Annotated in this window: 22 protein-coding genes, 2 tRNA genes and 1 pseudogene; 11 read left to right on the forward strand and 14 right to left on the reverse strand. The window is 73.3% G+C overall.

The genetic code is table 11. From position 1 onward, the window contains the following. Positions 1-171 precede the first annotated feature (171 nt). Positions 172-906, reverse strand: coding sequence for a decarboxylase (locus ACFYO5_RS05325; protein ID WP_388704382.1), 735 nt, complete (start codon positions 904-906; stop codon positions 172-174). Positions 907-1,659: 753 nt separating this feature from the next. Between ACFYO5_RS05325 and ACFYO5_RS05330 the strand changes: the two genes are divergently transcribed. The 7 genes from ACFYO5_RS05330 to ACFYO5_RS05360 all read left to right on the forward strand — a co-directional run bounded on the left by ACFYO5_RS05330 (position 1,660) and on the right by ACFYO5_RS05360 (position 6,906). Beyond that, positions 1,660-2,610 (forward strand): D-2-hydroxyacid dehydrogenase, encoded by a 951-nt coding sequence (locus ACFYO5_RS05330; protein ID WP_388704385.1) that lies wholly within the window; start codon positions 1,660-1,662, stop codon positions 2,608-2,610. Between the two features lie 143 nt (positions 2,611-2,753). Further along, the gene (gene ehuB, locus ACFYO5_RS05335; RefSeq protein ID WP_388704388.1) at positions 2,754-3,668 is read left to right on the forward strand and encodes an ectoine/hydroxyectoine ABC transporter substrate-binding protein EhuB; all 915 of its coding nucleotides are present in this window, start codon (positions 2,754-2,756) and stop codon (positions 3,666-3,668) included. After that, the gene (gene ehuC / locus ACFYO5_RS05340; protein ID WP_388704391.1) at positions 3,665-4,309 is read left to right on the forward strand and encodes an ectoine/hydroxyectoine ABC transporter permease subunit EhuC; all 645 of its coding nucleotides are present in this window, start codon (positions 3,665-3,667) and stop codon (positions 4,307-4,309) included. Before ehuB ends, ehuC begins: the two co-directional genes overlap by 4 nt. After that, positions 4,306-4,956: an ectoine/hydroxyectoine ABC transporter permease subunit EhuD gene (ehuD, locus tag ACFYO5_RS05345; RefSeq protein ID WP_388704394.1), complete on the forward strand. Its 651-nt coding sequence runs from the start codon at positions 4,306-4,308 to the stop codon at positions 4,954-4,956. The genes ehuC and ehuD overlap by 4 nt, the downstream gene beginning before the upstream one ends. Next, positions 4,946-5,731, forward strand: a complete 786-nt coding sequence (ehuA, locus tag ACFYO5_RS05350; protein ID WP_388704397.1) for an ectoine/hydroxyectoine ABC transporter ATP-binding protein EhuA — start codon at positions 4,946-4,948, stop codon at positions 5,729-5,731. Before ehuD ends, ehuA begins: the two co-directional genes overlap by 11 nt. Before the next feature lie 219 nt (positions 5,732-5,950). Beyond that, positions 5,951-6,709 carry an IclR family transcriptional regulator C-terminal domain-containing protein gene (locus tag ACFYO5_RS05355; RefSeq protein ID WP_356559948.1) on the forward strand — a complete coding sequence of 253 codons (759 nt, stop codon included), beginning with the start codon at positions 5,951-5,953 and terminating at the stop codon, positions 6,707-6,709. A gap of 123 nt (positions 6,710-6,832) precedes the next feature. Further along, positions 6,833-6,906: transfer RNA gene (locus tag ACFYO5_RS05360), tRNA-Lys, on the forward strand. On the opposite strand, the pseudogene ACFYO5_RS05365 reads toward ACFYO5_RS05360, so the two are convergent. The 4 genes and pseudogenes from ACFYO5_RS05365 to ACFYO5_RS05380 all read right to left on the reverse strand — a co-directional run bounded on the left by ACFYO5_RS05365 (position 6,872) and on the right by ACFYO5_RS05380 (position 12,024). Further along, positions 6,872-8,523: pseudogene (locus tag ACFYO5_RS05365) on the reverse strand (AMP-binding protein). The gene ACFYO5_RS05360 and the pseudogene ACFYO5_RS05365 overlap by 35 nt on opposite strands. A 127-nt stretch (positions 8,524-8,650) precedes the next feature. After that, complete coding sequence (locus ACFYO5_RS05370) at positions 8,651-9,256, reverse strand: lytic polysaccharide monooxygenase (protein ID WP_356559949.1); 606 nt, start codon at positions 9,254-9,256, stop codon at positions 8,651-8,653. Positions 9,257-9,388: 132 nt separating this feature from the next. Further along, positions 9,389-10,501, reverse strand: a complete 1,113-nt coding sequence (locus ACFYO5_RS05375) for an SPFH domain-containing protein (RefSeq protein WP_388704401.1) — start codon at positions 10,499-10,501, stop codon at positions 9,389-9,391. Between the two features lie 173 nt (positions 10,502-10,674). Next, the gene (locus ACFYO5_RS05380; protein ID WP_388704404.1) at positions 10,675-12,024 is read right to left on the reverse strand and encodes a peptidoglycan-binding protein; all 1,350 of its coding nucleotides are present in this window, start codon (positions 12,022-12,024) and stop codon (positions 10,675-10,677) included. Between the two features lie 201 nt (positions 12,025-12,225). On the opposite strand from ACFYO5_RS05380, the gene ACFYO5_RS05385 reads away from it, so the two are divergent. Further along, a tRNA-Lys gene (locus tag ACFYO5_RS05385) sits at positions 12,226-12,299 on the forward strand. A 68-nt stretch (positions 12,300-12,367) separates the two neighbouring features. Here the strand turns inward: ACFYO5_RS05385 and ACFYO5_RS05390 are convergent. From ACFYO5_RS05390 to ACFYO5_RS05410, 5 genes are all read right to left on the reverse strand, one after another. Beyond that, the gene (locus tag ACFYO5_RS05390) at positions 12,368-13,033 is read right to left on the reverse strand and encodes a class F sortase (protein WP_388704406.1); all 666 of its coding nucleotides are present in this window, start codon (positions 13,031-13,033) and stop codon (positions 12,368-12,370) included. A gap of 2 nt (positions 13,034-13,035) precedes the next feature. Next, positions 13,036-13,572, reverse strand: a complete 537-nt coding sequence (locus tag ACFYO5_RS05395; protein WP_388704409.1) for a hypothetical protein — start codon at positions 13,570-13,572, stop codon at positions 13,036-13,038. Between the two features lie 101 nt (positions 13,573-13,673). After that, positions 13,674-14,453 (reverse strand): HAD-IIA family hydrolase, encoded by a 780-nt coding sequence (locus ACFYO5_RS05400; protein ID WP_356559954.1) that lies wholly within the window; start codon positions 14,451-14,453, stop codon positions 13,674-13,676. A 172-nt stretch (positions 14,454-14,625) separates the two neighbouring features. Next, a complete protein-coding gene (locus ACFYO5_RS05405; protein WP_388704411.1) occupies positions 14,626-15,477 on the reverse strand; it encodes a hypothetical protein in 852 nt (283 codons plus the stop codon). A 181-nt stretch (positions 15,478-15,658) separates the two neighbouring features. Beyond that, the gene (locus ACFYO5_RS05410) at positions 15,659-17,083 is read right to left on the reverse strand and encodes an ROK family protein (RefSeq protein WP_388704413.1); all 1,425 of its coding nucleotides are present in this window, start codon (positions 17,081-17,083) and stop codon (positions 15,659-15,661) included. Positions 17,084-17,131: 48 nt separating this feature from the next. Here ACFYO5_RS05410 and ACFYO5_RS05415 point away from each other — a divergent pair, with 48 nt between their 5' ends. Beyond that, on the forward strand, positions 17,132-18,199 hold the full coding sequence (locus tag ACFYO5_RS05415; protein WP_388704415.1) for a Gfo/Idh/MocA family oxidoreductase: 1,068 nt from the start codon (positions 17,132-17,134) through the stop codon (positions 18,197-18,199). Next, positions 18,196-18,708, forward strand: a complete 513-nt coding sequence (locus ACFYO5_RS05420) for a heme-degrading domain-containing protein (RefSeq protein ID WP_356559957.1) — start codon at positions 18,196-18,198, stop codon at positions 18,706-18,708. Before ACFYO5_RS05415 ends, ACFYO5_RS05420 begins: the two co-directional genes overlap by 4 nt. A gap of 67 nt (positions 18,709-18,775) precedes the next feature. On the opposite strand, the gene ACFYO5_RS05425 is transcribed toward ACFYO5_RS05420, so the two are convergent. From ACFYO5_RS05425 to ACFYO5_RS05440, 4 genes are all read right to left on the reverse strand, one after another. Then, on the reverse strand, positions 18,776-19,633 hold the full coding sequence (locus tag ACFYO5_RS05425; protein WP_388704418.1) for a fumarylacetoacetate hydrolase family protein: 858 nt from the start codon (positions 19,631-19,633) through the stop codon (positions 18,776-18,778). A 138-nt stretch (positions 19,634-19,771) separates the two neighbouring features. Next, complete coding sequence (locus tag ACFYO5_RS05430; protein ID WP_388704422.1) at positions 19,772-20,509, reverse strand: YidC/Oxa1 family membrane protein insertase; 738 nt, start codon at positions 20,507-20,509, stop codon at positions 19,772-19,774. Positions 20,510-20,603: 94 nt separating this feature from the next. After that, positions 20,604-20,933: a DUF6412 domain-containing protein gene (locus tag ACFYO5_RS05435; protein ID WP_388704742.1), complete on the reverse strand. Its 330-nt coding sequence runs from the start codon at positions 20,931-20,933 to the stop codon at positions 20,604-20,606. A 133-nt stretch (positions 20,934-21,066) separates the two neighbouring features. Then, on the reverse strand, positions 21,067-21,852 hold the full coding sequence (locus ACFYO5_RS05440; protein WP_388704425.1) for a class E sortase: 786 nt from the start codon (positions 21,850-21,852) through the stop codon (positions 21,067-21,069). A gap of 331 nt (positions 21,853-22,183) precedes the next feature. Between ACFYO5_RS05440 and ACFYO5_RS05445 the strand changes: the two genes are divergently transcribed. Further along, positions 22,184-23,659 (forward strand): glycoside hydrolase, encoded by a 1,476-nt coding sequence (locus tag ACFYO5_RS05445; RefSeq protein WP_388704428.1) that lies wholly within the window; start codon positions 22,184-22,186, stop codon positions 23,657-23,659. The last annotated feature ends 11 nt before the right edge of the window (positions 23,660-23,670 follow it).

A 23,670-nucleotide genomic window follows, 5' to 3' on the forward strand; every position in this document is an offset into this window, starting at 1 on the left:
CGCGTCACCGGCCGTCGTCCCGTCTGCCCTGTCCTCGCCTGCCGCCGTCTCGTCTGCCGCCACGGGGTTCCTCCTGCATCTCGGCGTGCGCTGTCCTTCGCGCGCTAACAGGAGGGTGTCCCCGCTTATTCCCGGCCGGGCGCGGACGCCGCGCCCCGGACCCCCGGCCGCTCACACCTGCACGATCGGCTCCCGGGTGAACAGCGTCCCCAGGCCCGGCGCGTTGACCCGGCGGTCCGCCAGCCGCAGGGCCTCCCAGACGGTGACCTGGTTGGCGGTGAGGACCGGCTTGCCCAGCTCCTTCTCCAGTACGGGGAGGTGGGCCGCCGTGTGCAGGGCGGTGTCGGGGAGGAGCACCGCGTCCGCGTCCGGGGTGTCGGCCGCGCGGGCCAGGGCCAGCACCTCCGCCTCGCCCCAGGTGCCGGCCTCGGCCGCCGTGCCGATCCCCGGGCCGCCGCGCACCGCCGTGACCTCGACACCGCCCGCCCGCAGGAACTCGGCGAAGAGCGCGGTGATGTCGTCGGGGTAGGTCGCCCCGACCGCGACCCGGGCCGCGCCCACCTCCTTCGCCGCGTGGACGAAGCCGAAGGAGGTGGAGGAGGCGGGCATCCCCGCGGCGCGGGCCAGCGCGCGCACCTGCTCGTGGGCGCCCTCCCAGCCGTGCACGAAGCCGCCGCTGGTGGAGGCCCACACGATCGCCTCCGCACCGGACAGCCGCAGCTGCTCCACCCCGGCCGCGAGGCGTTCGGGCGCGCCCAGCTGCCGCAGGGCGTCGACGCGGTGCTCGTCCTCGCCGACGTCCGTGTGGGCCAGGTCCACCCGGATGTCACTGCCCAGGAGCTGCTCGATGCGGGGGTAGTCGTCCTCGGCGGAGTGGCCCGGGTAGAGGAATCCGAGTGCGGTCATGTCCAGCCTTCCTGCTGTTCTTCGGGCAGTGCGGGGGGCCGTTCCGCGCCCCCTCGCCCAGCGGAGCCCGGTGCGGCCCCACCGCTCGGGTACCCAATCGGCGCAGCGCCGCCCACATCCGTCACCTGGTTGGCCGAGATGGCGGGTATGCGCGGTTCCACGTCGAGTTGGGGCCTGACGGCGTGGCCGGGAGGCGGGGTTGGCGGCTGACGGCGTGGCCCGGAGGCCGGGTTGGCGCCTGACGGCGTGGCCGGGGGCCGCGAGGCCGGGACGCCGCGAGGCCGGGACGCCGCGAGGCCGGGACGCCGCGACGCCGGGACGCCGGGACGCCGGGAGGCCGGGACGCCGGGACGCCGGGAGGCCGGGACGCCGGTGCGGGAGAGGAACAACGCGTCAGCGAGCGTGACGCCCGCCCGGCCGGCGCAACGCCGAGACGGCGAGGGCCACGCCTGCCGCAGGAGCCGCCGAAGGCACCGAGACCGCCAGGGCCGCGCCTGCCGCCAGAGGCGCCGAGACCGCCAAGGCCGCGCCTGCCGTCGAGGCTGCCGAGGCGGGTCACGTCCAGGGCGGCCGCCCCCACCGGGGGACGGGACGGCGTGACGCATCGTGTCGGCGGCCGTGTTGACGGCGGTGGGCTCGGGTGCGAACGTGGTCGATCCGTGCACGTCGGACCCTTGGTCACGACCGGGGATCGAGGCCCCTGCCCTGGCCGGGGAGTCGGACTTCCGGGGCCGGCCCGGGAAGGGGCATCGGATGACCGCGCTTCCCACTCTCCTCGTCCTCGACGCCGAGCCGCCGCCGCGCCTGGGCCGGCTCACCGGGCGGGCCCGGGTGGTGCACACCGACGAGGCGGGACTGGCCGGCCGGCTGCCCGAGGCCGACGTCCTGCTGGTGTGGGACTTCGCCTCGCACGCGGTGCGCACCGCGTGGCCCGGCGCGGGACCGCGGCCGGGGTGGGTGCACACGGCGAGCGCGGGCGTGGACCATCTGCTCTGCCCCGAGCTGGCCGCTTCGGACACCGTGGTGACGAACGCGCGCGGCATCTTCGACGCGCCGATCGCCGAGTACGTCGCCGCCCTGGTCCTGGCCATGGCGAAGGACCTGCCCCGCACCTGGGAACTCCAGCGGGAGCGCGTGTGGCGGCACCGGGAGAGCCGGCGGGTGGCCGGGACCCGCGCGGTCGTCGTCGGATCGGGGCCGATCGGCCGCGAGGTCGCCCGCACGCTGAAGGCGCTCGGCGTCACCGCGGCGGTGGTCGGCCGGGTCCCGCGCACCGGCATCCACGGACCCGGCGACCTCGACCGGCTGCTCGCCCGCGCCGACTGGGTGATCGTCGCGGCCCCGCTGACGGAGGAGACGCGCGGCATGTTCGACCTGCGCCGGTTCGGCGTGATGCAGCCGTCCGCGTGCTTCGTGAACGTCGGCCGGGGGCAGCTCGTCGTCGAGGACGCGCTCGTGCGGGCGCTGGAGAGACGATGGATCGCGGGCGCCGCGCTGGACGTCCTGACCAGCGAACCCCTGGCCGCCGACAGCCCGTTGTGGCGGGTGCCGGGGCTGCTGGTGTCCCCGCACATGAGTGGGGACACGGTCGGCTGGCGGGACGAACTCGGCGCGCAGTTCGTCGAGTTCTTCGAGCGGTGGGCGGCGGGCCGGCCGCTGCGGAACGTGGTCGACAAGCAGCGCGGGTACGTGCCCGGACACTGATGCCGCGGCCGTAGCCGTAAGCGCATGACCAGGTTCCGTTCCGCAAAGGGGAAATGGCGGGGATGTCCGGGGAATCGCGGTGACCATTGCGGGCGCCCGGTGCTCGGCGCATAACCCGGATGGACTCGGGTAGCCGCGCCGCCATGGCTCCACCGAAACGACACGTCAGACAGGACACACGGACACCGACGCCCACCCGCCGGTCGCTCCTCGCGGGGGTGGCGGCGTTCGGCGCGGTGGGTGCGGCGGGCTGTTCGCGCGTGGCCACGGCCTCGTCCGCACCCGGCGGGGACCTCCTCGGCCGGCTGCGCGCACAGGGCGTCGTACGGCTCGGGATCGCGGGTGAGATCCCGTTCGGATACATCGACAGGGACGGCCGGCTGACGGGTGAGGCGCCCGAGCTGGCCCGGGTGATATTCAAGCGGCTCGGTGTCGACGAGGTGCAGCCCGTGCCCACGGAGTTCGGGTCGCTGATTCCGGGCCTGAATTCGCAGCAGTTCGATGTCGTGGCCGCCGGGATGTATGTCAATCCGGCCCGCTGCGAGCAGGTGATATTCGCCGACCCCGACTACCAGATGCTGGATTCCTTCATCGTTCGCAAGGGAAATCCCAAGAATCTCCACCATTACCAGGACGTCGTGAAGAAGAAGGCACGGTTCGCGACCGGAACCGGTTACGCCGAGATCCAGTACGCCGTCGACGCGGGGTACGACGAGGGTGACATCCTCATCGTCCCGGACCAGGTCGCCGGTCTGAACGCCGTCGAGGCGGGTCGGGTCGACGTGTTCGCCGGGACGGCGGTGACCACCCGTGAGGTGGTGAAGAAGTCCGCCAAGGCGGAGGCCACCGAACCCTTCGCGCCCCTCGTGGACGGCAAGCCGCACGTCGACGGGGGCGCGTTCGCGTTCCGGCCGGCCGAGACCGGCCTGCGTGACGCCTTCAACACCGAGCTGCGCAAGCTGAAGAGGAGCGGCGAGCTGCTGCGGATCCTGAAGCCGTTCGGGTTCACCGAGGCCGAGATGACGGACCTCACGGCGAAGGAGCTGTGCGGCCGATGACCTCCGGACTCTGGGAACTCGTCCTCAAGGGGATCTGGACCACCGTGCAGCTGCTGGTGTTCAGCGCCCTGCTGGCCACCGCCGTCTCCTTCGCGGCGGGCGTCGCGCGCACCCACCGGCTGTGGTTCGTCCGCTTCCTCGCGGGCCTCTACACCGAGGTGTTCCGCGGGACCTCGGCCCTTGTCATGATCTTCTGGGTCTTCTTCGTCCTGCCCGTCGCCTTCGGCTGGCAGCTGGTGCCGATGTGGGCGGGCACGCTCGCCCTCGGCCTGACCTACGGCGCCTACGGAGCGGAGATCGTGCGCGGCGCGCTGAACTCCGTCGACCCGGCGCAGAAGGAGGGCGGCATCGCACTCGGCTTCACGCCCGGCCAGCGGATGCGCAGGATCCTGCTGCCGCAGGCGGTGCCCGAGATGATCGCGCCCTTCTCCAACCTGCTGATCGAGCTGCTGAAGGGCACCGCGCTGGTGTCCGTGATGGGCATGGGCGACCTCGCCTTCAGCGGCAACCTGGTGCGCCTGGCGCTTCAGGAGAGCACGGAGATCTACACGTACGTCCTGCTCGTCTACTTCGTGATCGCCTTCCTGCTGACGCGGCTGATGCGCGGACTCGAGCGCCATCTGAAGGCGGGTCTCCGATGAACTGGGACTGGAGTGCCGTCGGCGACTTCATGCCGTACTTCTGGGACGGTCTGCTGGTCACCCTCCAGGCGCTGGCCCTCGGCTCGCTGATCTCCTTCAGCCTGGGCCTGGTGTGGGCGCTGCTGATGCGGACGCCGACCCGGTGGGTGCAGTGGCCGGTCGGGGTCGTGACCGAGTTCGTCCGCAACACCCCGCTGCTGGTGCAGTTGTTCTTCCTGTTCTACGTGCTGCCCGAGTGGGGGCTGACGATGTCGGCGATGGCCACCGGCACGCTGGCGATCGGCCTGCACTACTCGACGTACACGATGCAGGTCTACCGGGCCGGGATCGAGGCGGTGCCGGCGGGTCAGTGGGAGGCCGCGACCGCGCTGAACCTGCCGCGCGTGCGGACCTGGCGTGCGGTGATCCTGCCGCAGGCGGTCCGCCGGGTGGTGCCGGCGCTCGGCAACTACGTCATCTCGATGCTGAAGGACACCCCGCTGCTGATGACGGTCACCGTCCTGGAGATGCTCGGCCGCGCGCGGCTGTTCTCCCAGGAGCACTTCCGGTTCACCGAGCCCGTCACCGTGATCGGGGTGGCCTTCATCGTCATCTCCTCTCTCGCCTCCGTTCTTCTGCGCACCCTGGAGCGACGCCTTGTCCGTTGACACCCTGAAGCAGCCCGCCCACGGCGGCACCCCCGGCGACAGCGAGCTGATCCGCCTGGAGCAGGTCACCAAGCGGTTCGGGGACAACACCGTCCTCGACCACCTGGACTTCTCCGTGGAGCCGGGCAAGCACGTCACCCTGATCGGCCCCTCCGGTTCCGGCAAGACCACGATCCTGCGGCTGCTGATGACCCTGACCAGGCCCGACGAGGGCACGATCACCGTGGACGGGCGGCGGCTCTTCCCGGCGTCGGAGAAGGAGGTCCGCGAGGTCCGCAAGAAGATCGGGATGGTGTTCCAGCAGTTCAACCTGTTCCCGAACATGAGCGTGCTCAGGAACATCACGGAAGCGCCGGTCACCGTGCTCGGCATGGAGAAGGACGAGGCGGAGGAACGGGCCCGCACGCTGCTGGACATGGTCGGCCTCGCCGACAAGTGCGACGCCAGGCCCTCCCGGCTCTCCGGCGGCCAGCAGCAGCGGGTGGCGATCGCCCGGGCGCTGGCGATGCGCCCGCAGGTGCTGCTGCTCGACGAGGTGACCTCGGCGCTCGACCCCGAGCTGGTCGCGGGCGTCCTCGACGTCCTGCGGGACATCGCCCGCTCCACGGACATCACGATGCTCTGCGTGACCCACGAGATGAACTTCGCCCGGGACATCTCCGACCAGGTCCTGATGTTCGACTCCGGCCGGGTGATCGAGTCCGGTCCGCCGGAGCAGATCTTCGGCGACCCGGAGCAGGAGCGGACACGGCAATTTCTCAGCGCCGTGCTGTGAACGCCCGCGCCGACTACGCTCGGTGATCGCCCCATCACCCCAGGTCCCGGTGAGGGGTCATGCCTCTGGAATATGCCAGAGGATCAGTCCCGCAGCTGGGGGCGAGGGAAGCCGCATCGCGATCTCGTCAAGACCCTCTCCCCGGTGGCTACTCGCCGGTTATCGTGGTCGTGATCCGCCGTCCGGATCACGGCCAGGAAAAGCGACCGGGGGGAAACCGTGGCGCTGAAGCACGAGCCGAAGACTCCGCACCACCCGGCCCAGGACGCCCTGCGCGTCCTGGAGACGGTGGCCCGGCACACCACCGGCGTCACCGACGCCGGACTCACCCGCGAGACCGGCCTCGGCACGGAGCGACTGACCCCGCTCCTGCGGATGCTGCGCCGCGAGGGATACGTCGAGCAGGTCACCGACGGGGCGTACGTCACCGGCGACGCCCTGACCCGCCTGGCGTCCGCGCACCACCACGAGGAGGCCCTCCGGGACCGGCTCCAGCAGACCCTGGACAAGCTGCGCGACTCGGTCGGCGCCGCCGTCTACCTCAGCCGCTACGTCGACGGCGAGGTCACCGTCACCCACTACTCCGACGGCCCGGCCACGCCCGCGGTCAACGAGTGGGTGGACTTCCGCTCCTCCGCACACGCCACCGCGGTCGGCAAGAGCCTTCTCGGCCAGCTCGACCACAACGGCCGCCGCGATCACCTCTCCCGCCACAGGATGGCCCGCCTCACCTCGCGCACCATCACTAGCGACCGGCTGCTCCTCTCCCGCCTGGAGTCCCAGCCGCCCACGGTCCCGGTGCTCGACCTCCAGGAGTACGCCGTCGGCACGGTCTGCGCGGCCGTCCCGATCACGGCCGGCTCCAGCGTGGGCTGCCTGGCCGTGTCCCTGCCCGTCGAACACGCCCACCGACTGCGCCAGGCGGCCGACACCCTGAACAGGAGCGCGCCGGGGGTGCTGCTCTCGATGGCCCTCTAGACAGCCGTCCCGGGGGGCGTTCCGGACGCCCTCCGGGGTCCGCGCACCTGGTCCGGAGCACCCTCGCGGACCAGGTAGTATTTTCTTCGTCGCCAGCCGCCGAAGGCGGAGGGCGGGAGTCATGCGCCGCTAGCTCAGTTGGTTAGAGCAGCTGACTCTTAATCAGCGGGTCCGGGGTTCGAGTCCCTGGCGGCGCACCGAGGAAGGGCCTCTCGTGGAGACACGAGGGGCCCTTCGGCGTTCCCCGGGGTCAGCGCGCGATACGTCCCCTCCCCCGGCGGCCGCCACCACACGGGGTCGGCGCACCGCACCCCCTCCCGACGGAGCAGCGCCCGGTCGATCTTGTTCGTGGCCGTGACCGGCATCCGCCCGACCACCCTCACGAACCGGGGCGCCATCTTGGTGCCCAGGTCGGGCTGGGCGCGCAGGAAACCGGCGAAGTCCCCGGCGTCGAAGTCGCCCGCGAGCGCCGCCATCACCTGGTCCCCGGTCACCGGGTCCGGCACCGCGTACACGGCGACGGCCTCGGCGCCCGGGTAGCGGGCGAGGATGTTCTCGATCATCGCGGCGGCCAGGTTCTCGCCGTCGACGCGGAGCCGGTCGTCGGTACGGCCCGCGAAGTAGAGGAAACCGTCGGTGTCCCGGTAGAAGAGGTCGCCGGTCCGGTACCCGCCGTCGTGCCGGCGCTCGGACTCGGCCTCCGGATTGCGCCAGTACCCCTCGAAGTGGTGCGGGCCGCGGTTCACCAGCTCGCCTATCGCCTCCTCGCCGTTGAGCAGCCGGCCGCGGGCGTCGAGGACGGCCGGCGGGCACTCCTCGCGGGTGTCCGGGTGCAGGACGACCAGACCGGGTGCCGCCGGGCCGACCGCGCCGGGCGGGGTGCCGGGCCGCCACTGGATCGCCGCACCGCCCTCCGAGGAGCCGTACCCCTCCACCAGCCGCACGCCGAACCGCCGCTCGAACGCGGCCGCGGCCACCGCCCCCGCCTCGGTGCCGAACCCGAGCCGCAGCCGGTGGTCCCGGTCGTGCGGGCCGGGCTCGGTGGCCAGGAGGTACTGGATCGCCCGGCCCACGTAGGTGAAGTAGGTGGCCCGGTGCCGTCGTACGTCCGCCAGGAACGCCGACGCCGAGAAGCGGCGCCGCAGCGCCACGCCCGCACCGGCGACGAGGGCGGGCGCCCAGTCGGCGATCACCGCGTTGCCGTGGAACATCGGCATGCAGACGTAGTGCACGTCGTCGGGGCGTACGGCGAACTGGCCGGCCAGGGAGCGACCCGCGGCGGCCAGCCTGCCCTGGGTGCAGATGGCGGCCTTGGGGGCGCCGGTCGAACCCGAGGTGAAGTAGAGGAGCAGCCGGTCGGCGGGGGTGGCGCGGGAGGGGTCGGGGCGGGCGCCGGCGTAGGGGGCGAGCAGGGCGTCGTACGCCTCGGTGTCCGTCACCAGGAGCCGTACGCCGGGCAGGTCGAGGCCGTCGAGCAGCGGCAGGTGGGCCCGCTCGGTGATCAGCAGGCGGCACTCGGTGTGCAGGATGTCGCGGGCGAGTTCGGGGCCGCGCCGGGTGGGGTTGACGCCGGCGACGGCCGCGCGGGCGAGGGCCGCGGCGCTCAGCCACAGCGGGTACTCGGGGGTGTTGTCGAGCAGGATCCCCAGGTGTCCCCCGGCCGGCAGCAGGTCCGTCAGCAGTGCGGCGCGGGCGGCGGCACCGCCGGCGACCTGGTGGTGGGTCAGGACGGTGTCCCCGCACCACAGCCCCGGCCGGTGGTCGCCCCAGCGGGCGTGGACGAGTTCCGCGACAGTGCCCCGGGCCGACTCCATGGACGCGCAGGGTAGTTGACCCACCGTCAGATGGGGAGGGCGACGACGTCGCGGGATGCGGGGCGAGCGCGTGCGCCGGGCCGGTTCTCCCGGTCCGGCGCACGCCGCCCGTCCTGCTCGGCGGTGCTCAGAAGGTGACGTCGGAGCAGGCGTAGAACGCGTTGGCCGTGTCGGCGACCGTCCACACCGCGACGACGACGTGGTGCCCGCTCAGCCCGGACGGCAGGGTGCCGCTGTGGGAGAGGGTCTGCGGCGGGCGCTGACCGCCGTAGGGCACCGTGAGGAACGGCGTCAGGTTGAGGTCGGAGCGGGTCAGGTTGTGGTTCTGGTTCCAGCCCGGCTTGGTGACGTAGTACCTGAAGTCGGTGGTGGCGTGCATGGCGGTGAACTGCCAGCGGAACGAGTAGGACTGGCCGCCGGTCACCCGGGTGGCCGGCCAGGCCCCGCCCGAGGGCGTCCTCGGGCTGTCGAGCTGGGCGAACGGGGTGTTGTTCGCCGAGCAGATCCGGCCGTCGGCGGGTCCGGCGGCCGGGAAGCCCTTGGGGCCCTCGACGCTCTGCGGCTCCCACTGGATGTTGCCGCAGTTGGCGACGGTGCCGTTCTGGCAGAGCTTCTGCCTGCTGACGGGAAGGTCGGTGTAGCCGTGTCCGCTCGCGCCTCCGGCGGTGAGCACGAAGGCTCCCGCCGTGGTGAGGCCGAGCGCGGCGGCGTACCACTTGGTCTTTTTGCGCATGCTGCCGCTCCTGGGGAACGTGGGGAGATTCCGTGAGCCGTGCAGGTCTAGACCAAGTTCGAGATTATTGCTGATCGTTGAACATGTCCATACCAATCGGAGGGCGGGATCGGGGACTTGTCCGACGGCCGGTCAGGGCGACTGCTCCCCCCGTCCCGAGCAGAACGCCACCGTCAGGTCCTTCACCAGCGCCTTGCGCTCGTAGTCGTCGAGTTCCACCAGCCCGCGCATGGTCAGCCGGGTCACCGTGTCCTCCACCGAGTCCACCACCGACGTCAGCACCGACGCCCGCTGCTGGGCGTCCAGCGCGGCGATCCGGCGCCGGTGCATCGCGGCGGCCACCTCCGGGGCGTACTCGACGCGCAACGGCTGCACGGAGAACACCTCCAGGCCGATCGCGCCCGCGTCCCGCGCCACCCGCCGGGTCAGCGCCTCCCCGGCCGCCTCGACCGCCCCCCGCCCGGCAGCCGGCGTCTCCACCGGCACCCGGGCGAGCGCCGCCTCGACGCACTCGCGCAGATACGTCTCGTGGTCCTCGACGCCGAGCGTGGCCCGCGCGGTGTCCCGCACCCGCCACACCACGAGCGCCACCACCCGCAGCGCGACCCCGTTGCCGTCGGCCGCGGGCATCGCCTCACTGCGCCAGTGCCGCAGCCGCACGTCGACCCGACGGCGCAGCAGCAGCGGGTTCACCCACAGCAGGCCGGTGCGCCGGACCGTCCCCCGGTAGCGGCCGAACAGGTCGAGCACCCAGGCCCGCCCGGTCCCGGCGCGCGCCAGCCCGCCGAAGCCGAACAGCCCGAGGACGCCCGCCCCCGCGTACGCCGCCCACTGCACCGGGCCGAGCCCGACACCGGCCGAGGCGGGCGCCTCGAGCGCCTCCACCACCACCGGTGGCAGCACACCCGCCCACCAGGAGGTGACCGCGCAGCCCGCCGCCCCGCACGCCCCGGCGGCCACCCCCACCAGGCCGGGCAGTACGCGGGCGGGCCGCTCGGCGAGCGCGGGATCGACCTGCGCGACCGGCCGGGCCTTCGCCGGGGTCGGCCGGCGGAACCTGGGCTGCTCCCCCGTGCCGGCCCGGCTGCCCACCACGGTGGGGCCCAGCGGCACCGGCCTCGGCTCGGGTTCGTCGCGGAACAGCAGATGGACGGGGATCTCGGTGGTCGCCTCGTTCTGGATCAGCCGGGTGGGCCGTGGTGGCCCTCCCTCCGATTCGGGCGTCTGAGAAGTGGTCGTGCTCATGCGTGCCTCCAGCCTCCGCGCCAGATACGCCATGACAGTGGATGGGGCGACCGAGGTCGCCGGGGTGGCCGTGACGGCCGAGGGACCGGGGTCCCTGACGACCGGGTCGCCGGGTGGCCGTGACGGCCGGGTCGCCGGGTGGCCGTGACGGCCGGGTTCGTCGCGGGTCCGGCCTACGAGAACAGCCGCCGCCAGGTCTCCGGCCCCGGATAGCCGTCGGCCGCCCCGCCGCGCCAGCCCTGGGCCCGTTGGAAGGCCTCGACGCCCCGCCGGTCCGCCTCGCCCCACAGCGGCCCGGGGCCCTTCGTGTAGTACCTGCCGAACCCCTTCTTCACCAGCTGCCTCCCCAGCTGGGTGACGTGGGCGTTGTCCGCGCCGGGGCGGAACATGCCCCGGCCGGGATAGGCCGGGACGCGCGGCGCCGGGGCGGGGGCGGGCGCGCCCGCCGCTCCGGGCGCGATGTCCTTGCCCTTGCCGGTGGTGAGCAGCGACCAGGTCAGCGGGCCGGGCAGCCCGTCGGCGGCGGCCCCGCGCCAGCCCTGGGCCTGCTGGAATGCCTGGGTGGCCCGCCGGTCGGCGTCCGACCAGCGCGGGCCGGGCCCCGAGGCGTAGAACCGCCGCGCGCCGCGCTCGACGAGGAGCCGGCCGAGCAGGGTGACGTGCTGGTTGTCGGCGCCGGGCCCGAAGGCCGCCGGTCCCGGATACGGGGGCGCCCCGGCGCCGGAGCCCGGGTTGGCGCCGTCCCCGCCGCCCTCCTCGCCCGCGGGCGCCCCGGGCACGCCCGGCTCCGCCGGATCCGCGACCAGGCCCTTGTAGCGGTAGGGGACGTAGCGGTCGGAGTCGGTCCAGTAGGCGTAGGGGGTGGCGAGCCGGCGGGTGGCCGGGCGGGTCTGTTCGTAGGCGAGGTAGTAGCCGTGCGTGTAGTCCGTCCAGCCGCCGAAGAGGACGACGTGGGAGCCGTTCGTCGGGTTGTCCGGGTTGTGGAACAGCAGCATGTCGCCGGGCTGCAACTCCTCCTTGGTGATCCGGGTCGCGTACGTGGGGAGACTGCCCGTCCACTCGTTGCCGGGCAGCTTCCAGGCCATGGAGACATAGCCGGAGCAGTCCTGCCGGTAGCCGTCCGACCAGTACGCGCTCATGCTGTACGGCACCTTCGCCGCCACCCACTTCCCGGCGCGGTCGATGATCTCCGTCCGGGTGGTCGCCGGCAGCGTGACCGAGTCGGCGGGCCTGCCGCCGGGCCCGTGCAGGGGCGCCTTGGCGCCCTGCGGGGTCTGGGGCCCGTCGTCCGCCGGGGTCCCCGGCCGGCCGGGGGCCTGCTGCGGGGCGGCCAGGGCGGGGACGGCGTGACCGGCACCGAGGACCGCGGAGGCCGCGGCCGCGACGACGACGGTGCGATGGGCGGCCGGCCGGCCGCCGGCTCCGGCGGCGGGGAAAGCCGCTGCGGCCCGCCTCCGGTCGACGCATCCGGGGCACTCGCAGTCGCTCGCGGGATCGAATTCCTCGAATACCGGAGCCGCCATGCGATTCCCCTCACACTCCCATTGGATATGTCCACGACTGTGCACGTTCGTCAGTCTTTACCAACTGCCTTGCCGACGCGCATACTGACGGTCCGAATGATGTACGCGGGCCCCTCCCAGGGGTTGCGGGGCCGGTCCGGGCCGCCGTTCGAGGGGGCGGGAGCACCTCCGCAGGTCATGTAGAGTTACCTTCGTCAGCAGGCGCCGCTAGCTCAGTTGGTTAGAGCAGCTGACTCTTAATCAGCGGGTCCGGGGTTCGAGTCCCTGGCGGCGCACAGACGGGAAAGCCCCTCACGCGAGTGAGGGGCTTTCCGCTGTTCCGGGCAGCCGCCCGGAGCGGCCGTCACCGCGTGGTGCCGGTCAGGTACGCCGACACGACCACGTTGGCCGTGTAGCTGCCGCTCGCCCGGTCGAAGGTGCCGCCGCAGGTGATCAGCCGCAGCTCGGCGCGGCCCGGCTCGCGGGTGCCGTAGACCCGGCGGGCGTCGAAGCGGTCGCGCCGGACCACCTCGACGCCGTCGACGGTGAACTCGGCGACCCTGCCGTCGGCGCGGACCACACGGATCGTCTCGCCCGCCGCGAGGGTGCTCAGCCCGTGGAAGACGGCGGGGCGGGTCTCGGTGTCGACATGGCCGACCATCAGCGCGGCACCGGCGGCGCCGGGCTTCACCCCGGCCGCGTACCAGCCGACGACGCCGGCCTGGTCGTAGGGCGGCGCGGCGACCGCGCCCCGCGGGTCCAGGCCGCGGGCCACGACCGGGGCCTGCACGCCCAGCCGCGGGATGTCCACGCGCTGGGGCGGCGCGGCGCCCAGCGGTCTGGCGGCGGGCGGCAGCTCGGCGTCGGCGGGCCGGCCCACCGCGGCCATGTCACCGGTGGCGGTGGCGGTGCCGGACACGCCGGGCCGTACGTCGGTCACCTCTCGTCCCCACAGCCACAGGCCGAGCAGCAGCAGTGCCCAGGCCAGGCCGGTCAGGAGGCGGCCGGAGGAGCGTTCCCGTTCGGACATGGTCATTCCGTCCCGCGGCGCCGCCGAGTCCCTCGCAGCACCACCGCGACGGCGGCGACGCCCGCCAGGAGGAGACCGGTGACCGCGTGGGCGAGACCGGGGCCCGCCACCCGCGACTCGTCGGCGGCGGGGAGCGGCGCCGCGCCTCCGCCGCCCGCCATGACCGGCGCGACCGGGGACTCGGGCGTGGACGGGCGGGCCGAGGCCGCGACGACCTCGACGGCGCCCCTGATCTCCAGGTCGGCGCAGGTGACCGTCACCTCGTAGGAGCCGGGGCCGATCGAGGTGCGGACCCGGGTCTCACCGGACAGTGAGCCGCCCGAGCCGACCAGGTGTGCCGGGGAGACGAACGCGTGGGACTCCGCGGTGGCCTTCCTGCCCGAACAGCCGGTGGCCTCGAGGGCCACCTCGTGGCCGGGGGCCGGGGCCGCCGGGATCACCGCGACTCCGCCCGCGGGATTCGCGGCGTACGCCGTCGGGGTGAGCGTCGCGGCGACGGCCGCGAAGCCCGCACACAGTGTGACTTTCAGTTGACCCATCGTGAACCTCCGTACCTGGAGGCTCCCCCTGGCGCCGGTGCCCCGCATCCCCAGCGGGGCACCGCTACTCCGTTCGGGTCGATCCTCGCCGGTGAGGGGTTTCAGATCCGGTCGACGAGATCCGCGATCGAGTCGACCACCTTCGACGGGCGGTACGGGAAGCCCTCCACGTCCTGGGGCCGGGTCAGACCGGTGAGCACCAGGAACGTCTGCATCCCGGCCTCCATGCCGGCCAGCACGTCGGTGTCCATGCGGTCGCCGATCATGGCGCTGGTCTCGGAGTGGGCGCCGATCGCGTTCAGGCCGGTGCGCATCATCAGCGGGTTGGGCTTGCCCGCGAAGTAGGGCTGCTTGCCGGTCGCCTTGGTGATCAGTGCCGCGACAGCCCCCGTGGCGGGAAGCGCGCCCTCGGTGGAGGGCCCGGTCTCGTCCGGGTTCGTGGCGATGAAGCGGGCGCCGTCGTTGATCAGCCGTACCGCCTTCGTCATCGCCTCGAAGGAGTAGGTGCGGGTCTCGCCGAGGACGACGTAGTCCGGCTCGTGGTCGGTGAGGACGTAGCCGATGTCGTGCAGCGCCGTGGTCAGGCCGGCCTCGCCGATGACGTACGCGGAACCGTCGGGCCGCTGGTCGTCCAGGAACTGGGCGGTGGCCAGGGCCGAGGTCCAGATGTTCTCGATCGGCACGTCCAGGCCCATGCGACGCAGTCGGGCGTGCAGGTCCCGCGGGGTGTAGATCGAGTTGTTCGTCAGCACGAGGAAGGGCCGGCCGGACTCGCGCAGCTTCTTCAGGAAGGAGTCTGCGCCGGGGATCGGGACGCCCTCGTGGATGAGCACCCCGTCCATGTCGGTGAGCCACGACTCGATGGGCTTGCGGTCTGCCATGTGGTGCGTCTCCTGGCGTGCGTACGGGCGGTGCGGGGGCGCCGGAACCACGGCGTACCGACGCCCCCAGCCTAATCAGCACCGCGTGATCCGGAACCCGTCGATCACCAGCGAATGCGAAGGGCCGCGCTCGGACGTCGCCCGCGTGCCGTCACGGCCCTGCCGGTACGCCTCAGCGGCGCTTGCGGGCCAGCACGAGGGCGGCGCCCGTGGCGAGGAGACCGGCGGTGACGGCGAGGACGCCGGCCGGTGAGGCGAGACCGGTGAGCGCCAGCTCCTCGGCCTCGTCGGCGAGGGAGGACGGGGCGGAGGGCGAGGTGTCGGGGGTGGACGCGGTGGTCGACCGGTCGGCGGGCCCCGTCGGGGAGCCGCTCTCGTCCCCGCTCTCGTCCCCGCTCTCGCTCTCGTCCCCGCTCTCGTCCTCGTCCCGCGCCTCGACGGTGAAGCGGTAGTCGTTCGACTGTCCGACCCATTCGCCGTCGTCGCCCTGCCGCTGGACGACCGCCGCGTTCGCGGTCACCCGGTCGGGCACGGCGTCGGAGGTGAGCGACAGGCGCAGTTTCACGGTGAGGGTCCGGCCGGGGGGCACGGTGAAGCCGGGGAAGAAGGGCACGGACCGCTCCGGGGGACCGGAGGGTTCCGCCCCTTCGTCGGGGGCGTCCGCGAGTGCTCCGACGAGTTCGTCCTCGTCGGTCGTCTCCCAGCGGACCGGGTGCGGGTGGCCGTCGGCGTAGAACTCCAGGTGGGCCTGGGACGGCTTCAGGGCGTGCGCGGAGTCGACGAGGACGACGACCGGGTGCACGTCGGCGCAGGCACGGCGGGTGGTGTTGGTGAGGTCGAGGAACCAGGTGCCGTAGCCGCCCCCGGCACGGTAGGAGTCGGGCCCGCCGTGGAGACGGGTGGTGAGCGGGAAGTCCCCGGCGTCCGCCCCGGCACAACTGCGCCCGACCTCCGCGTGGGCGGGCACGGGCAGCAGAACGGCGGCTGCGGCGAGGCAGAGGGAAACGGGCGTGCACAGTCGCATGAACACGTGAGCCTGCCGGAGGGAACGCCCCAGCGGGGGCCGCCGCACCGTACGGGCGTGCGGATGCATTCGTTCGGCGGAGGCGCTCGACTCACTCTCGGCGGACAGGCCGGGCTCGCCCGGTGCAGAGGCCCGACTCACGCCGGTGGAAGACCCGCCCGCGCCCCCGACGGAGTCCTCCTCACACGTCCGTACGTCCGAACACCGGTCCCAGGAGCAGGTGGGCCGCGCCCTCCGCCACCTCGCCCGGTGCGAGCCGTACCGGTACGGCGGGCTCCGGGGAGCCCTCTCGGGCGGCGCGGGCGGCGAGGACCGCGGCGACTCCGCGGACGAAGGGGTCCGGGGTGGCGGTGATCGTGCGTCCGCCGAGGAGTATCCGGTCGATGTCGAGCAGGCCGGCGAGGTTCGCGGCGGCCACGCCGAGCACGCGGGCCGCCTCGCCCACGTCGCCCCGGTCGATGGCCGCGAGGCACAGCGTCTCGACGCACCCCCGGTTGCCGCAGGGGCAGGGCGGTCCGTCCAGTTGGATCACCTGGTGGCCGAACTCCCCCGCGCCGGTCCGGGCCCCGCGGTGCACCCTGCCGCCGATGACCAGGCCGGCGCCGAGCCCCGTACCGAGGTGGAGGTAGGCGAAGGAGCCGGGTTCGCCGCCGACGGCGAGGCCGAGGGCGGCCGCGTTGGTGTCCTTGTCGACGACGACCGGCACGCCGAGCCGCCGCGCGAGCGCGTCCCGCAGGGGGAAGCCGTCCCACTCGGGGAAGCCGGTGACGCGGTGCAGTACGCCGTGGGTGTGGTCCAGCGGGCCGGGCAGGGCGACCCCGACTCCGAGCAGCGCCGAGCGGACGGGAAAGCCCGTTCCCCCGGGGCGCCCCCGCTTCGGTCCGCCCGGCGCCCCGAGACCCCCGCCCGCCGCCGCCGCACCCGGCGCCCGCGCGTCCGCTCGTGTGTCCGAGGGTGCGGCGGCGTGGCCGTCCGCGTCCGTGTCCGCGTCGGCGCACGCCGTCCCGTCAAGGCGCCCGCTCCCCCTCGCCCCCATGACGTCGGCGACCTCCCGCTCGACGGCCCCCAGCACCGCCTCCGCGCCGGCGCCCAGGTCCAGTGGGCCCCGCCGCTCCGCCACGACGCCGCCGTCGAGGTCGGTGAGGACGACCCGCAGTTCGTCGCGGTCGAGGTGGACGCCGATCGCGTGGGCGGCTCCGGGGACCAGCCGCAGCACCGTGCGCGGCTTGCCCCCCGTGGAGGCGCGGCGGCCGGCCTCCGCGGCGAGGCCCTCCTCCCGCAGCCGGGCGGTGATCTTGCTGACGGCCTGCGGGGTGAGGCCGGTGCGCTCGGCGAGTTCGAGCCGGCTGATGCCGTCCGGTCCGGCCGTGCGGAGCAGGTCGAGCACGAGCGCGGCGTTGTGACTGCGTACGGCGAGGAGGTTCGCGCCGACGGCGCCACCCGCCACTCGCGCACCGGCCACTCCCGCACCGGCACCGGCACGGGCACCGGTCACGCCAGCACCCGCGACACCGGCACCGGCATCCACCACGTCCCCGCCCGCCAGGCCGCTCGCGCCGTCCCTGCCGCTTGCCGTGCCGCCGTTCGTCCTGTTCACGCGCCCCATTCTGCCCCGCGCTTGCACTTTGGCAACAGCGTTGCGAAAGTAGGTCGCATGACTGGTACTCCCCTCCGCGTCGGCCTGATCGGCTACGGCCTCGCGGGCTCCGTCTTCCATGCCCCGCTGATCACCGCCACCGAGGGCCTCGTCCTCGACACGGTGGTCACCTCGAACCCCGAGCGGCAGGAGCAGGCCCGCACCGGGTTCCCGGACGTACGCGTCGCCAACACCCCCGACGAGCTGTTCGCCCGCTCCGGGGACCTGGACCTGATCGTCATCGCGTCCCCGAACAAGACGCACGTGCCGCTCGCCAGGACCGCCCTGGAAGCGGGCCTCGCGGTCGTCGTCGACAAGCCGGTGGCCGGTACGGCGGCCGAGGCACGGGAGCTGGCCGGCCTCGCCGAGAAGCGCTCGCTGTTCCTCTCCGTCTTCCAGAACCGCCGCTGGGACAACGACTTCCTCACCCTGCGCGGCCTCCTCGCCGAGGGCGCGCTGGGCGACGTATGGCGCTTCGAGTCGCGGTTCGAGCGGTGGCGGCCGCAGCTCAAGGGCGGCTGGCGGGAGTCCGGCGATCCGGCGGAGATCGGAGGGCTGCTGTACGACCTCGGCAGCCATCTCGTCGACCAGGCGCTGGTCCTCTTCGGTCCGGTCACGCGGGTCTACGCCGAGTCGGTCGTCCGCCGCGCCGGCGCGGCGACCGACGACGACACGTTCCTCGCGCTCACCCACGCGAACGGCGTCCGCTCCCACCTCTACGCCTCCGCGACGACCGCGCAGCTCGGCCCGCGTTTCCGGGTGCTGGGCTCGGAGGCCGGCTATGTGAAGTACGGCCTGGACCCGCAGGAGGCGGCGCTGCGGGACGGCGGGCGGCCCGGCGCCGGCTGGGGCACGGAGCCCGAGGAGCTGTGGGGGCACGTCGGCTCGGGCGAGTCCCCGCCGACCGGCGGCGGGCGCCCCGTACGGACCCTGCCCGGCGACTACCCGGCCTATTACGCTGCGGTGGCGAAGGCACTGATCGACGGCGGTCCCAACCCGGTGACCGCCGGAGAGGCGGCCGCCGCGCTCGACGTCCTGGAGGCGGCCCGCCGTTCGGCACGAGACGGAGTGGCGGTGTCGCTGTGACCCACGAGATCACCCCCAGGTTCACCCCGGAGATCGCCCCGACCCTGGAGGAGTTGCAGGCGCAGGAACGGCGCCTGGTCTTCCGCCGGTTCACGTTCGACGACGCCTGGGCGCTCGGCTCGCTGCTGGTGGAGCTGGCCCGGGAACGGCAGGCCCCGGTGGCCGTCGACATCCACCGGGCGGGCCAGCAGCTGTTCCACGCGGCCCTGCCCGGCTCGGCCCCCGACAACGACGCCTGGATCGCGCGCAAGCGCCGGGTGGTGGAGCGCTACGGCGCCTCGTCCTACCTGGTGGGCTCGCGCCACCGCGCCAAGGGGACGACGTTCGAGGAGTCCTCGCGCCTGGACCCGGACGAGTACGCGGCCCACGGCGGCTCCTTCCCGATCAACGTCGACGGCGTCGGCGTGATCGGCGCGGTGACCGTGTCGGGCCTGCCGCAGCTGGAGGACCACCGGTTCGTGGTGGAGGCCCTGGAACAGTTCCTGGAAACGGATCCGGACCGGCGCTGAGACCCCGTCGAGGGTCCTGCGGGGAGGTGCCCGCGGCGACGCGGACGCCTCCCCGCGGGAACGGGTCCTACGCCGGCTTCAGCTCCTGCCGCTGCCGCCCCAGCCCGTCGATCTCCAGCTCGACGACATCCCCCGCCCGCAGATACGGCTTCGGCTCGGGCTGCCCGAAGGCGACGCCCGCCGGCGTTCCCGTGTTGATGACGTCACCGGGGCGGAGAACCATGAACTGGCTGACGTACCGCACGACTTCGCCGACGGGGAAGATCTGCTCGGCGGTCGTGCCGTCCTGCTTCAACTCGCCGTTCACCCACAGCCGCAGGCCCAGGGTCTGCGGGTCGGGCACCTCGTCGGCCGTCACCAGCCACGGGCCGAGCGGGTTGAACGTCTCGCAGTTCTTCCCCTTGTCCCACGTGCCGCCCCGGTCCATCTGGAACTCCCGCTCGGACACGTCGTGCGCGACGGCGTACCCGGCGACATGCGCGAGCCCCTCCCGCGCCGACTCCAGGTAGCGGGCGGTACGGCCGATGACGACCGCCAGCTCCACCTCCCAGTCGGTCCTGGTGGACCCGCGCGGCACGAGCACGGTGTCGTACGGCCCGACGACCGTGTCCGCCGCCTTGAAGAAGACGACGGGCTCGGCGGGCGCCTGGGACCCGGTCTCGCGGGCGTGGTCGTGGTAGTTCAGCCCGATGCACACGACCTTGCCGATCCGGCCGACCGGCGGGCCCACGCGCAGCCCGGCCGCGTCCAGGGCGGGCAGTTCCCCGGACTCCCCGGCGGCGCGGATCCGGCCGAGCGCCTCGTCGTCGGCGAGCAGCGCGCCGTCGATGTCGTCCACGAGGCCCGACAGGTCCCGCAGGGTCCCCCGGGCGTCGAGCAGCGCGGGACGCTCCGCGCCCGCCGTACCGACTCGCAGCAGCTTCATGATCACAATCTCCCTCGATCGCGGCGCGTCCGCCGACGGGTGCGGCCGTCGCAGGACCGGTCGATCGTCCAAGCTGAGTGTCCACTGTGCAAGACCCGGTTCACGTACTGGACCGTCACCACGCCTGCCCCGGCCGCGTCACCTGTGCAGCGCCGCCCGCTCGACGACGCTCCAGGCCGTGCTGGTGACGACGTACAGCGCGGCCGCCAGCGGGACGACGGCGACCGTGACGAGGGTGAAGAAGGACAGGAACGGCATGACCCTGGTGACCGCGCCCAGGCCGGGGACCTCCGCCCCGCCGGCCGCTCCGCCGGCCGTCGCGCCCGTCGTCGCGTCGGCGACCACCGTGCGCCGGGCCAGGCGGTATCCGAAGGTGGCGACGGCCGTGACGACGGCGAACAGCGCAAGGTAGACCAGCCCGGCCCCGCCGAACATCCCGCCGGCGGCGAGGGCGTCGGCCCAGCGCTCGCCGAGGGGCGCGTCAAGGAGCTGGTGGGTGAGCAGGCCATTGGTCTCGCCGCCGATCGTGGAGTGCGAGAAGACGTAGTAGAGGAGGAGGAAGGCGGGCGCCTGGAGCAGGCCGGGCAGGCAGCCGGAGAGCGGGGACACCTTCTCCCGCGCGTGCAGCTCCAGCACGGCCCGCCGGAGTTCCTCCGGGTCGCGGGCGTGCTTGCCGCGCAGTTCGGCGATCCGCGGCTGGAGAGCGGCGCGCGCCTTCTGGCCGCGTGCGGCGGCCCGTGACAGGGGATGGACGAGCAGCCGTACGAGCGCGGTGAACAGGACGATCGCGGCGGCGGCCGAGGAGGCGTGGAAGAGGGGGTCGAGCGCGTCGGCGAGCCGCTCGACGAGATGGACGAAGACAGCGAAGACGGACATGGGTGGAGAGCCCTCCGGGGGTCTCGTCGTGCCGGGAAGTGGAGACGACGGCATGACGGCCCGCGCGAGAGGCAGAAGGTGTCGGTGGGTGTCGTTACCCGTGTGCTGCCCTCGCGACGGCCGTCGGGAGGGCGTGTCCCGGTGCCCTGGGCCGGGGCCGTCCGGAGGCGTCGGGATCGCGCTGCGGCAGGAAGGCCGTACAGCGGTCACGGTCGCGGATGGCCGTCCGCACCCGGGTGCGCGGCACGGCGGGGGCGCAGCGCGCGGCGACGAGCGAGCAGAGCGCGAGGGCGGCACCGGCGGCGGCCGTCGCGGCGAGGGCGACGGTCGCGGAGAGGCTGCCCGCGTCGAGGAGGGCGAGCCCGAGGACGGCGAGGAGCAGGGCGAGGCCGGGCCACCGGCGGAGCAGGGGCGTGCGGACCATGGTGCGGATCACCGCCGTCTCCTCCCCGTCCTGGTGGTGCGTGCCGTGTGCGGGCGTCGCCGGCGCCGCAGTTGGCGCCGTTCTTGTTCGGTTATACCCGAACGGACCGGGGGCGTGGGGAGAGGGCCGCGCTCTACGCCGTCCGGCCGCGCACCTCCACCAGTCTTCCCCACACCACCAGGCGGTAGCGGGAGGAGTACTCGGGGGTGCAGGTGGTGAGGGTCAGGTAGTGGCCGGGGTCCTCGTAGCCGTAGCGGGGGACGGTCAGGGAGCGGGGGACCGGCCGGATGACGCCGGTGTCGTCGGGCGAGGTCCTGGCGAGCACGAGGTCGACGGCGTACGTGTACGTCGCGTCGGCCGTCTCGACGACGACCGTGTCCCGTGGCCTGAGCCGGTCCAGGTGGCGGAAGGGCTCACCGTGGGTGTTGCGGTGGCCCGCGAGGGCGAAGTTGCCCTGCTGGCCGACCTGTTGGGTGTGGGCGTAGTGGCCGACGTAACCGTGGTCGAGGACCTTCCGCTTGCCGGTGCCCTCGGCGACGGGAGCGCGGACACGGAGGCGGGGGATGACGAGGACGGCGTACGCCTGGGCGGGCGAGGGCCGGGCCACCGGGGGCCGCGGACCGGAGACGACCGGGGGAGGCGGATGCCCCGACCGTCCGGCGACCCGCTCCGGAGGAACCGTTTCCGGCACCTCCTCGGAGCCGTCGCCACCGGCACCCCCGCCCCACTGCCGTTCCAGGGCCTGCACGCTCCGCTCGGCGCCCTCGCGGGCCTCGCGGTTGGTCCACCACAGCTGGTGGACGACGAGGAGCAACCCCAACAGGCCTGCGGTGACGAGCAGTTCGGCACCGGTCCACAGTGCCCGCCGACGCCGTTCGCGCCGCCGCCGCAGGCCGTGGTGCACGACGGGATCCCGCACGGGCCACCTCCTTCACCGGGGCCGCCCGCACCATAGGCGCGCGGCCGCGAGGACTCCAGACCCGTGCCCGTGCGACCGTGCGGCCACCCCCTCGCGCGGGCCTCGCCGTTCGTCCCCTCGAACCTTCCTCCACAGGTTTGAGAAAGGGCTGTCAGATCTCTCGACAACACCGGGCGCCGCCCCCGATGCTTCGTGACGCGCTCACGCACTCACGTTCCCGCACGAGCCACGAGTGAAGGACCCGGCCGGGACGGCCGGCCCTGTCCTCGGTTCACGGACGCCGCCGGTGGGACGACCGGCGCTGTCCTCAGTCGAGTGAAGCGGAGAAGTCATGATCCGACGCAGAACCCTGCTGGCGGCCACCGGCGGTGCCCTCCTCGGCACCGGCCTGGCGGCCGGCACGGCCCACGCCGACGCGACGATCGGCGTCAACCCGTCCACGACGTACGGCAACTGGGAGGGCTGGGGAACCTCCCTCGCCTGGTGGGCCAACGTCTTCGGCGCCCGCGACGACTTCGCCGACATCTTCTTCACCACCAAGTCGGTGGCGTACGGCGGCCGGACGCTGCCCGGCCTCGGCATGAACATCGCCCGCTACAACCTGGGCGCGTGCAGCTGGAACACCGTGGGCGGCCAGACCATGGCGGTCTCCCCCAACATCCCCGCGTTCAAGCAGATCGAGGGCTTCTGGCAGGACTGGAACAACGAGGACCCCGCCTCCTCCGCGTGGAACTGGTCGGCGGACGCCAAGCAGCGCGCGATGCTGACCAAGGCGACCGCGCGGGGCGCCACGACCGAGCTGTTCGCCAACTCCCCCATGTGGTGGATGTGCCAGAACCACAACCCCTCGGGCGCGGCGAACGGCGGCAACAACCTCCAGACGTGGAACTACCGCCAGCACGCCTCCCACCTGGCCGCCGTCGCCCTCCGCGCCAAGAACAACTGGGGCGTGAACTTCGCGACGGTCGACCCCTTCAACGAGCCCTCCTCGTCCTGGTGGACGGCGACCGGCACGCAGGAGGGCTGCCACATGGACTCCACGGTCCAGGCGGCCGTACTGCCCTACATGCGCAGCGAGCTGGACAAGCGCGGCCTGACCGGGACCCGTATCTCCGCCTCGGACGAGACGAGTTACGACCTGGCGCGCACGACGTGGAACTCCTTCGGCTCGTCCACGAAGGCCCTCGTCAACCGGGTGAACGTGCACGGCTACCAGGGCTCGGGCGGCCGCCGGGACCTGCTGTACACGGATGTCGTGACGACGTCCGGGAAGGCCCTGTGGAACTCGGAGACCGGCGACAACGACGGCACCGGCCTCTCCATGGCCAAGAACCTGCTCTCCGACTTCCGCTGGCTGCACCCGACGGCCTGGGTGTACTGGCAGGTCATGGACCCGTCGACGAACTGGGCGATGATCGCCTACGACGCGGCCACCCTCCAGCCCGGCGCGGTCACCACGAAGTACTACGTGATGGCCCAGTTCAGCCGCCACATCCGCCCCGGCATGACGATCCTCGACACCGGCGTCAGCTATGCCGTGGCCGCGCTGGACAAGGCCGCACGGCGCCTGGTCGTCGTCGCCGTGAACACGGCGACGACACCACAGACCCTGACCTTCGACCTCTCCCGCTTCTCCACCGTGACCGGCGGCTCGGGCGGCCTGGTGCCGCGCTGGAACACCGCGACGTCGGGCGGCGGCGACCTCTACACGGCCCGCTCGGACACCTACCTGTCCGGCAAGTCGGTGAGCGTGCCGTTCGCGGCGGGCGCGGTGCAGACGTTGCAGATCGACGGAGTGACGATCTAGGGGCGCCGCTC

Source organism: Streptomyces sp. NPDC006259 (assembly GCF_042870975.1).
Taxonomy (GTDB): Bacteria; Actinomycetota; Actinomycetes; order Streptomycetales; family Streptomycetaceae; genus Streptomyces.

Excerpts from the sequence above, each read along its gene's own strand:
- ehuC (WP_388704391.1), top strand. The coding sequence starts at position 3,665 with ATGACCTCCGGACTCTGGGAACTCGTCCTCAAGGGGATCTGGACCACC.
- ACFYO5_RS05370 (WP_356559949.1), bottom strand. The coding sequence starts at position 9,256 with ATGCGCAAAAAGACCAAGTGGTACGCCGCCGCGCTCGGCCTCACCACG.
- ACFYO5_RS05325 (WP_388704382.1), bottom strand. The coding sequence starts at position 906 with ATGACCGCACTCGGATTCCTCTACCCGGGCCACTCCGCCGAGGACGAC.
- ACFYO5_RS05415 (WP_388704415.1), top strand. The coding sequence starts at position 17,132 with ATGACTGGTACTCCCCTCCGCGTCGGCCTGATCGGCTACGGCCTCGCG.
- ACFYO5_RS05380 (WP_388704404.1), bottom strand. The coding sequence starts at position 12,024 with ATGGCGGCTCCGGTATTCGAGGAATTCGATCCCGCGAGCGACTGCGAG.
- ehuD (WP_388704394.1), top strand. The coding sequence starts at position 4,306 with ATGAACTGGGACTGGAGTGCCGTCGGCGACTTCATGCCGTACTTCTGG.
- ACFYO5_RS05410 (WP_388704413.1), bottom strand. The coding sequence starts at position 17,083 with ATGGGGCGCGTGAACAGGACGAACGGCGGCACGGCAAGCGGCAGGGAC.
- ACFYO5_RS05375 (WP_388704401.1), bottom strand. The coding sequence starts at position 10,501 with ATGAGCACGACCACTTCTCAGACGCCCGAATCGGAGGGAGGGCCACCA.
- ACFYO5_RS05400 (WP_356559954.1), bottom strand. The coding sequence starts at position 14,453 with ATGGCAGACCGCAAGCCCATCGAGTCGTGGCTCACCGACATGGACGGG.
- ACFYO5_RS05445 (WP_388704428.1), top strand. The coding sequence starts at position 22,184 with ATGATCCGACGCAGAACCCTGCTGGCGGCCACCGGCGGTGCCCTCCTC.
- ACFYO5_RS05330 (WP_388704385.1), top strand. The coding sequence starts at position 1,660 with ATGACCGCGCTTCCCACTCTCCTCGTCCTCGACGCCGAGCCGCCGCCG.
- ACFYO5_RS05425 (WP_388704418.1), bottom strand. The coding sequence starts at position 19,633 with ATGAAGCTGCTGCGAGTCGGTACGGCGGGCGCGGAGCGTCCCGCGCTG.
- ACFYO5_RS05390 (WP_388704406.1), bottom strand. The coding sequence starts at position 13,033 with ATGTCCGAACGGGAACGCTCCTCCGGCCGCCTCCTGACCGGCCTGGCC.
- ACFYO5_RS05430 (WP_388704422.1), bottom strand. The coding sequence starts at position 20,509 with ATGTCCGTCTTCGCTGTCTTCGTCCATCTCGTCGAGCGGCTCGCCGAC.
- ACFYO5_RS05435 (WP_388704742.1), bottom strand. The coding sequence starts at position 20,933 with ATGGTCCGCACGCCCCTGCTCCGCCGGTGGCCCGGCCTCGCCCTGCTC.
- ACFYO5_RS05405 (WP_388704411.1), bottom strand. The coding sequence starts at position 15,477 with ATGCGACTGTGCACGCCCGTTTCCCTCTGCCTCGCCGCAGCCGCCGTT.
- ehuB (WP_388704388.1), top strand. The coding sequence starts at position 2,754 with ATGGCTCCACCGAAACGACACGTCAGACAGGACACACGGACACCGACG.
- ACFYO5_RS05395 (WP_388704409.1), bottom strand. The coding sequence starts at position 13,572 with ATGGGTCAACTGAAAGTCACACTGTGTGCGGGCTTCGCGGCCGTCGCC.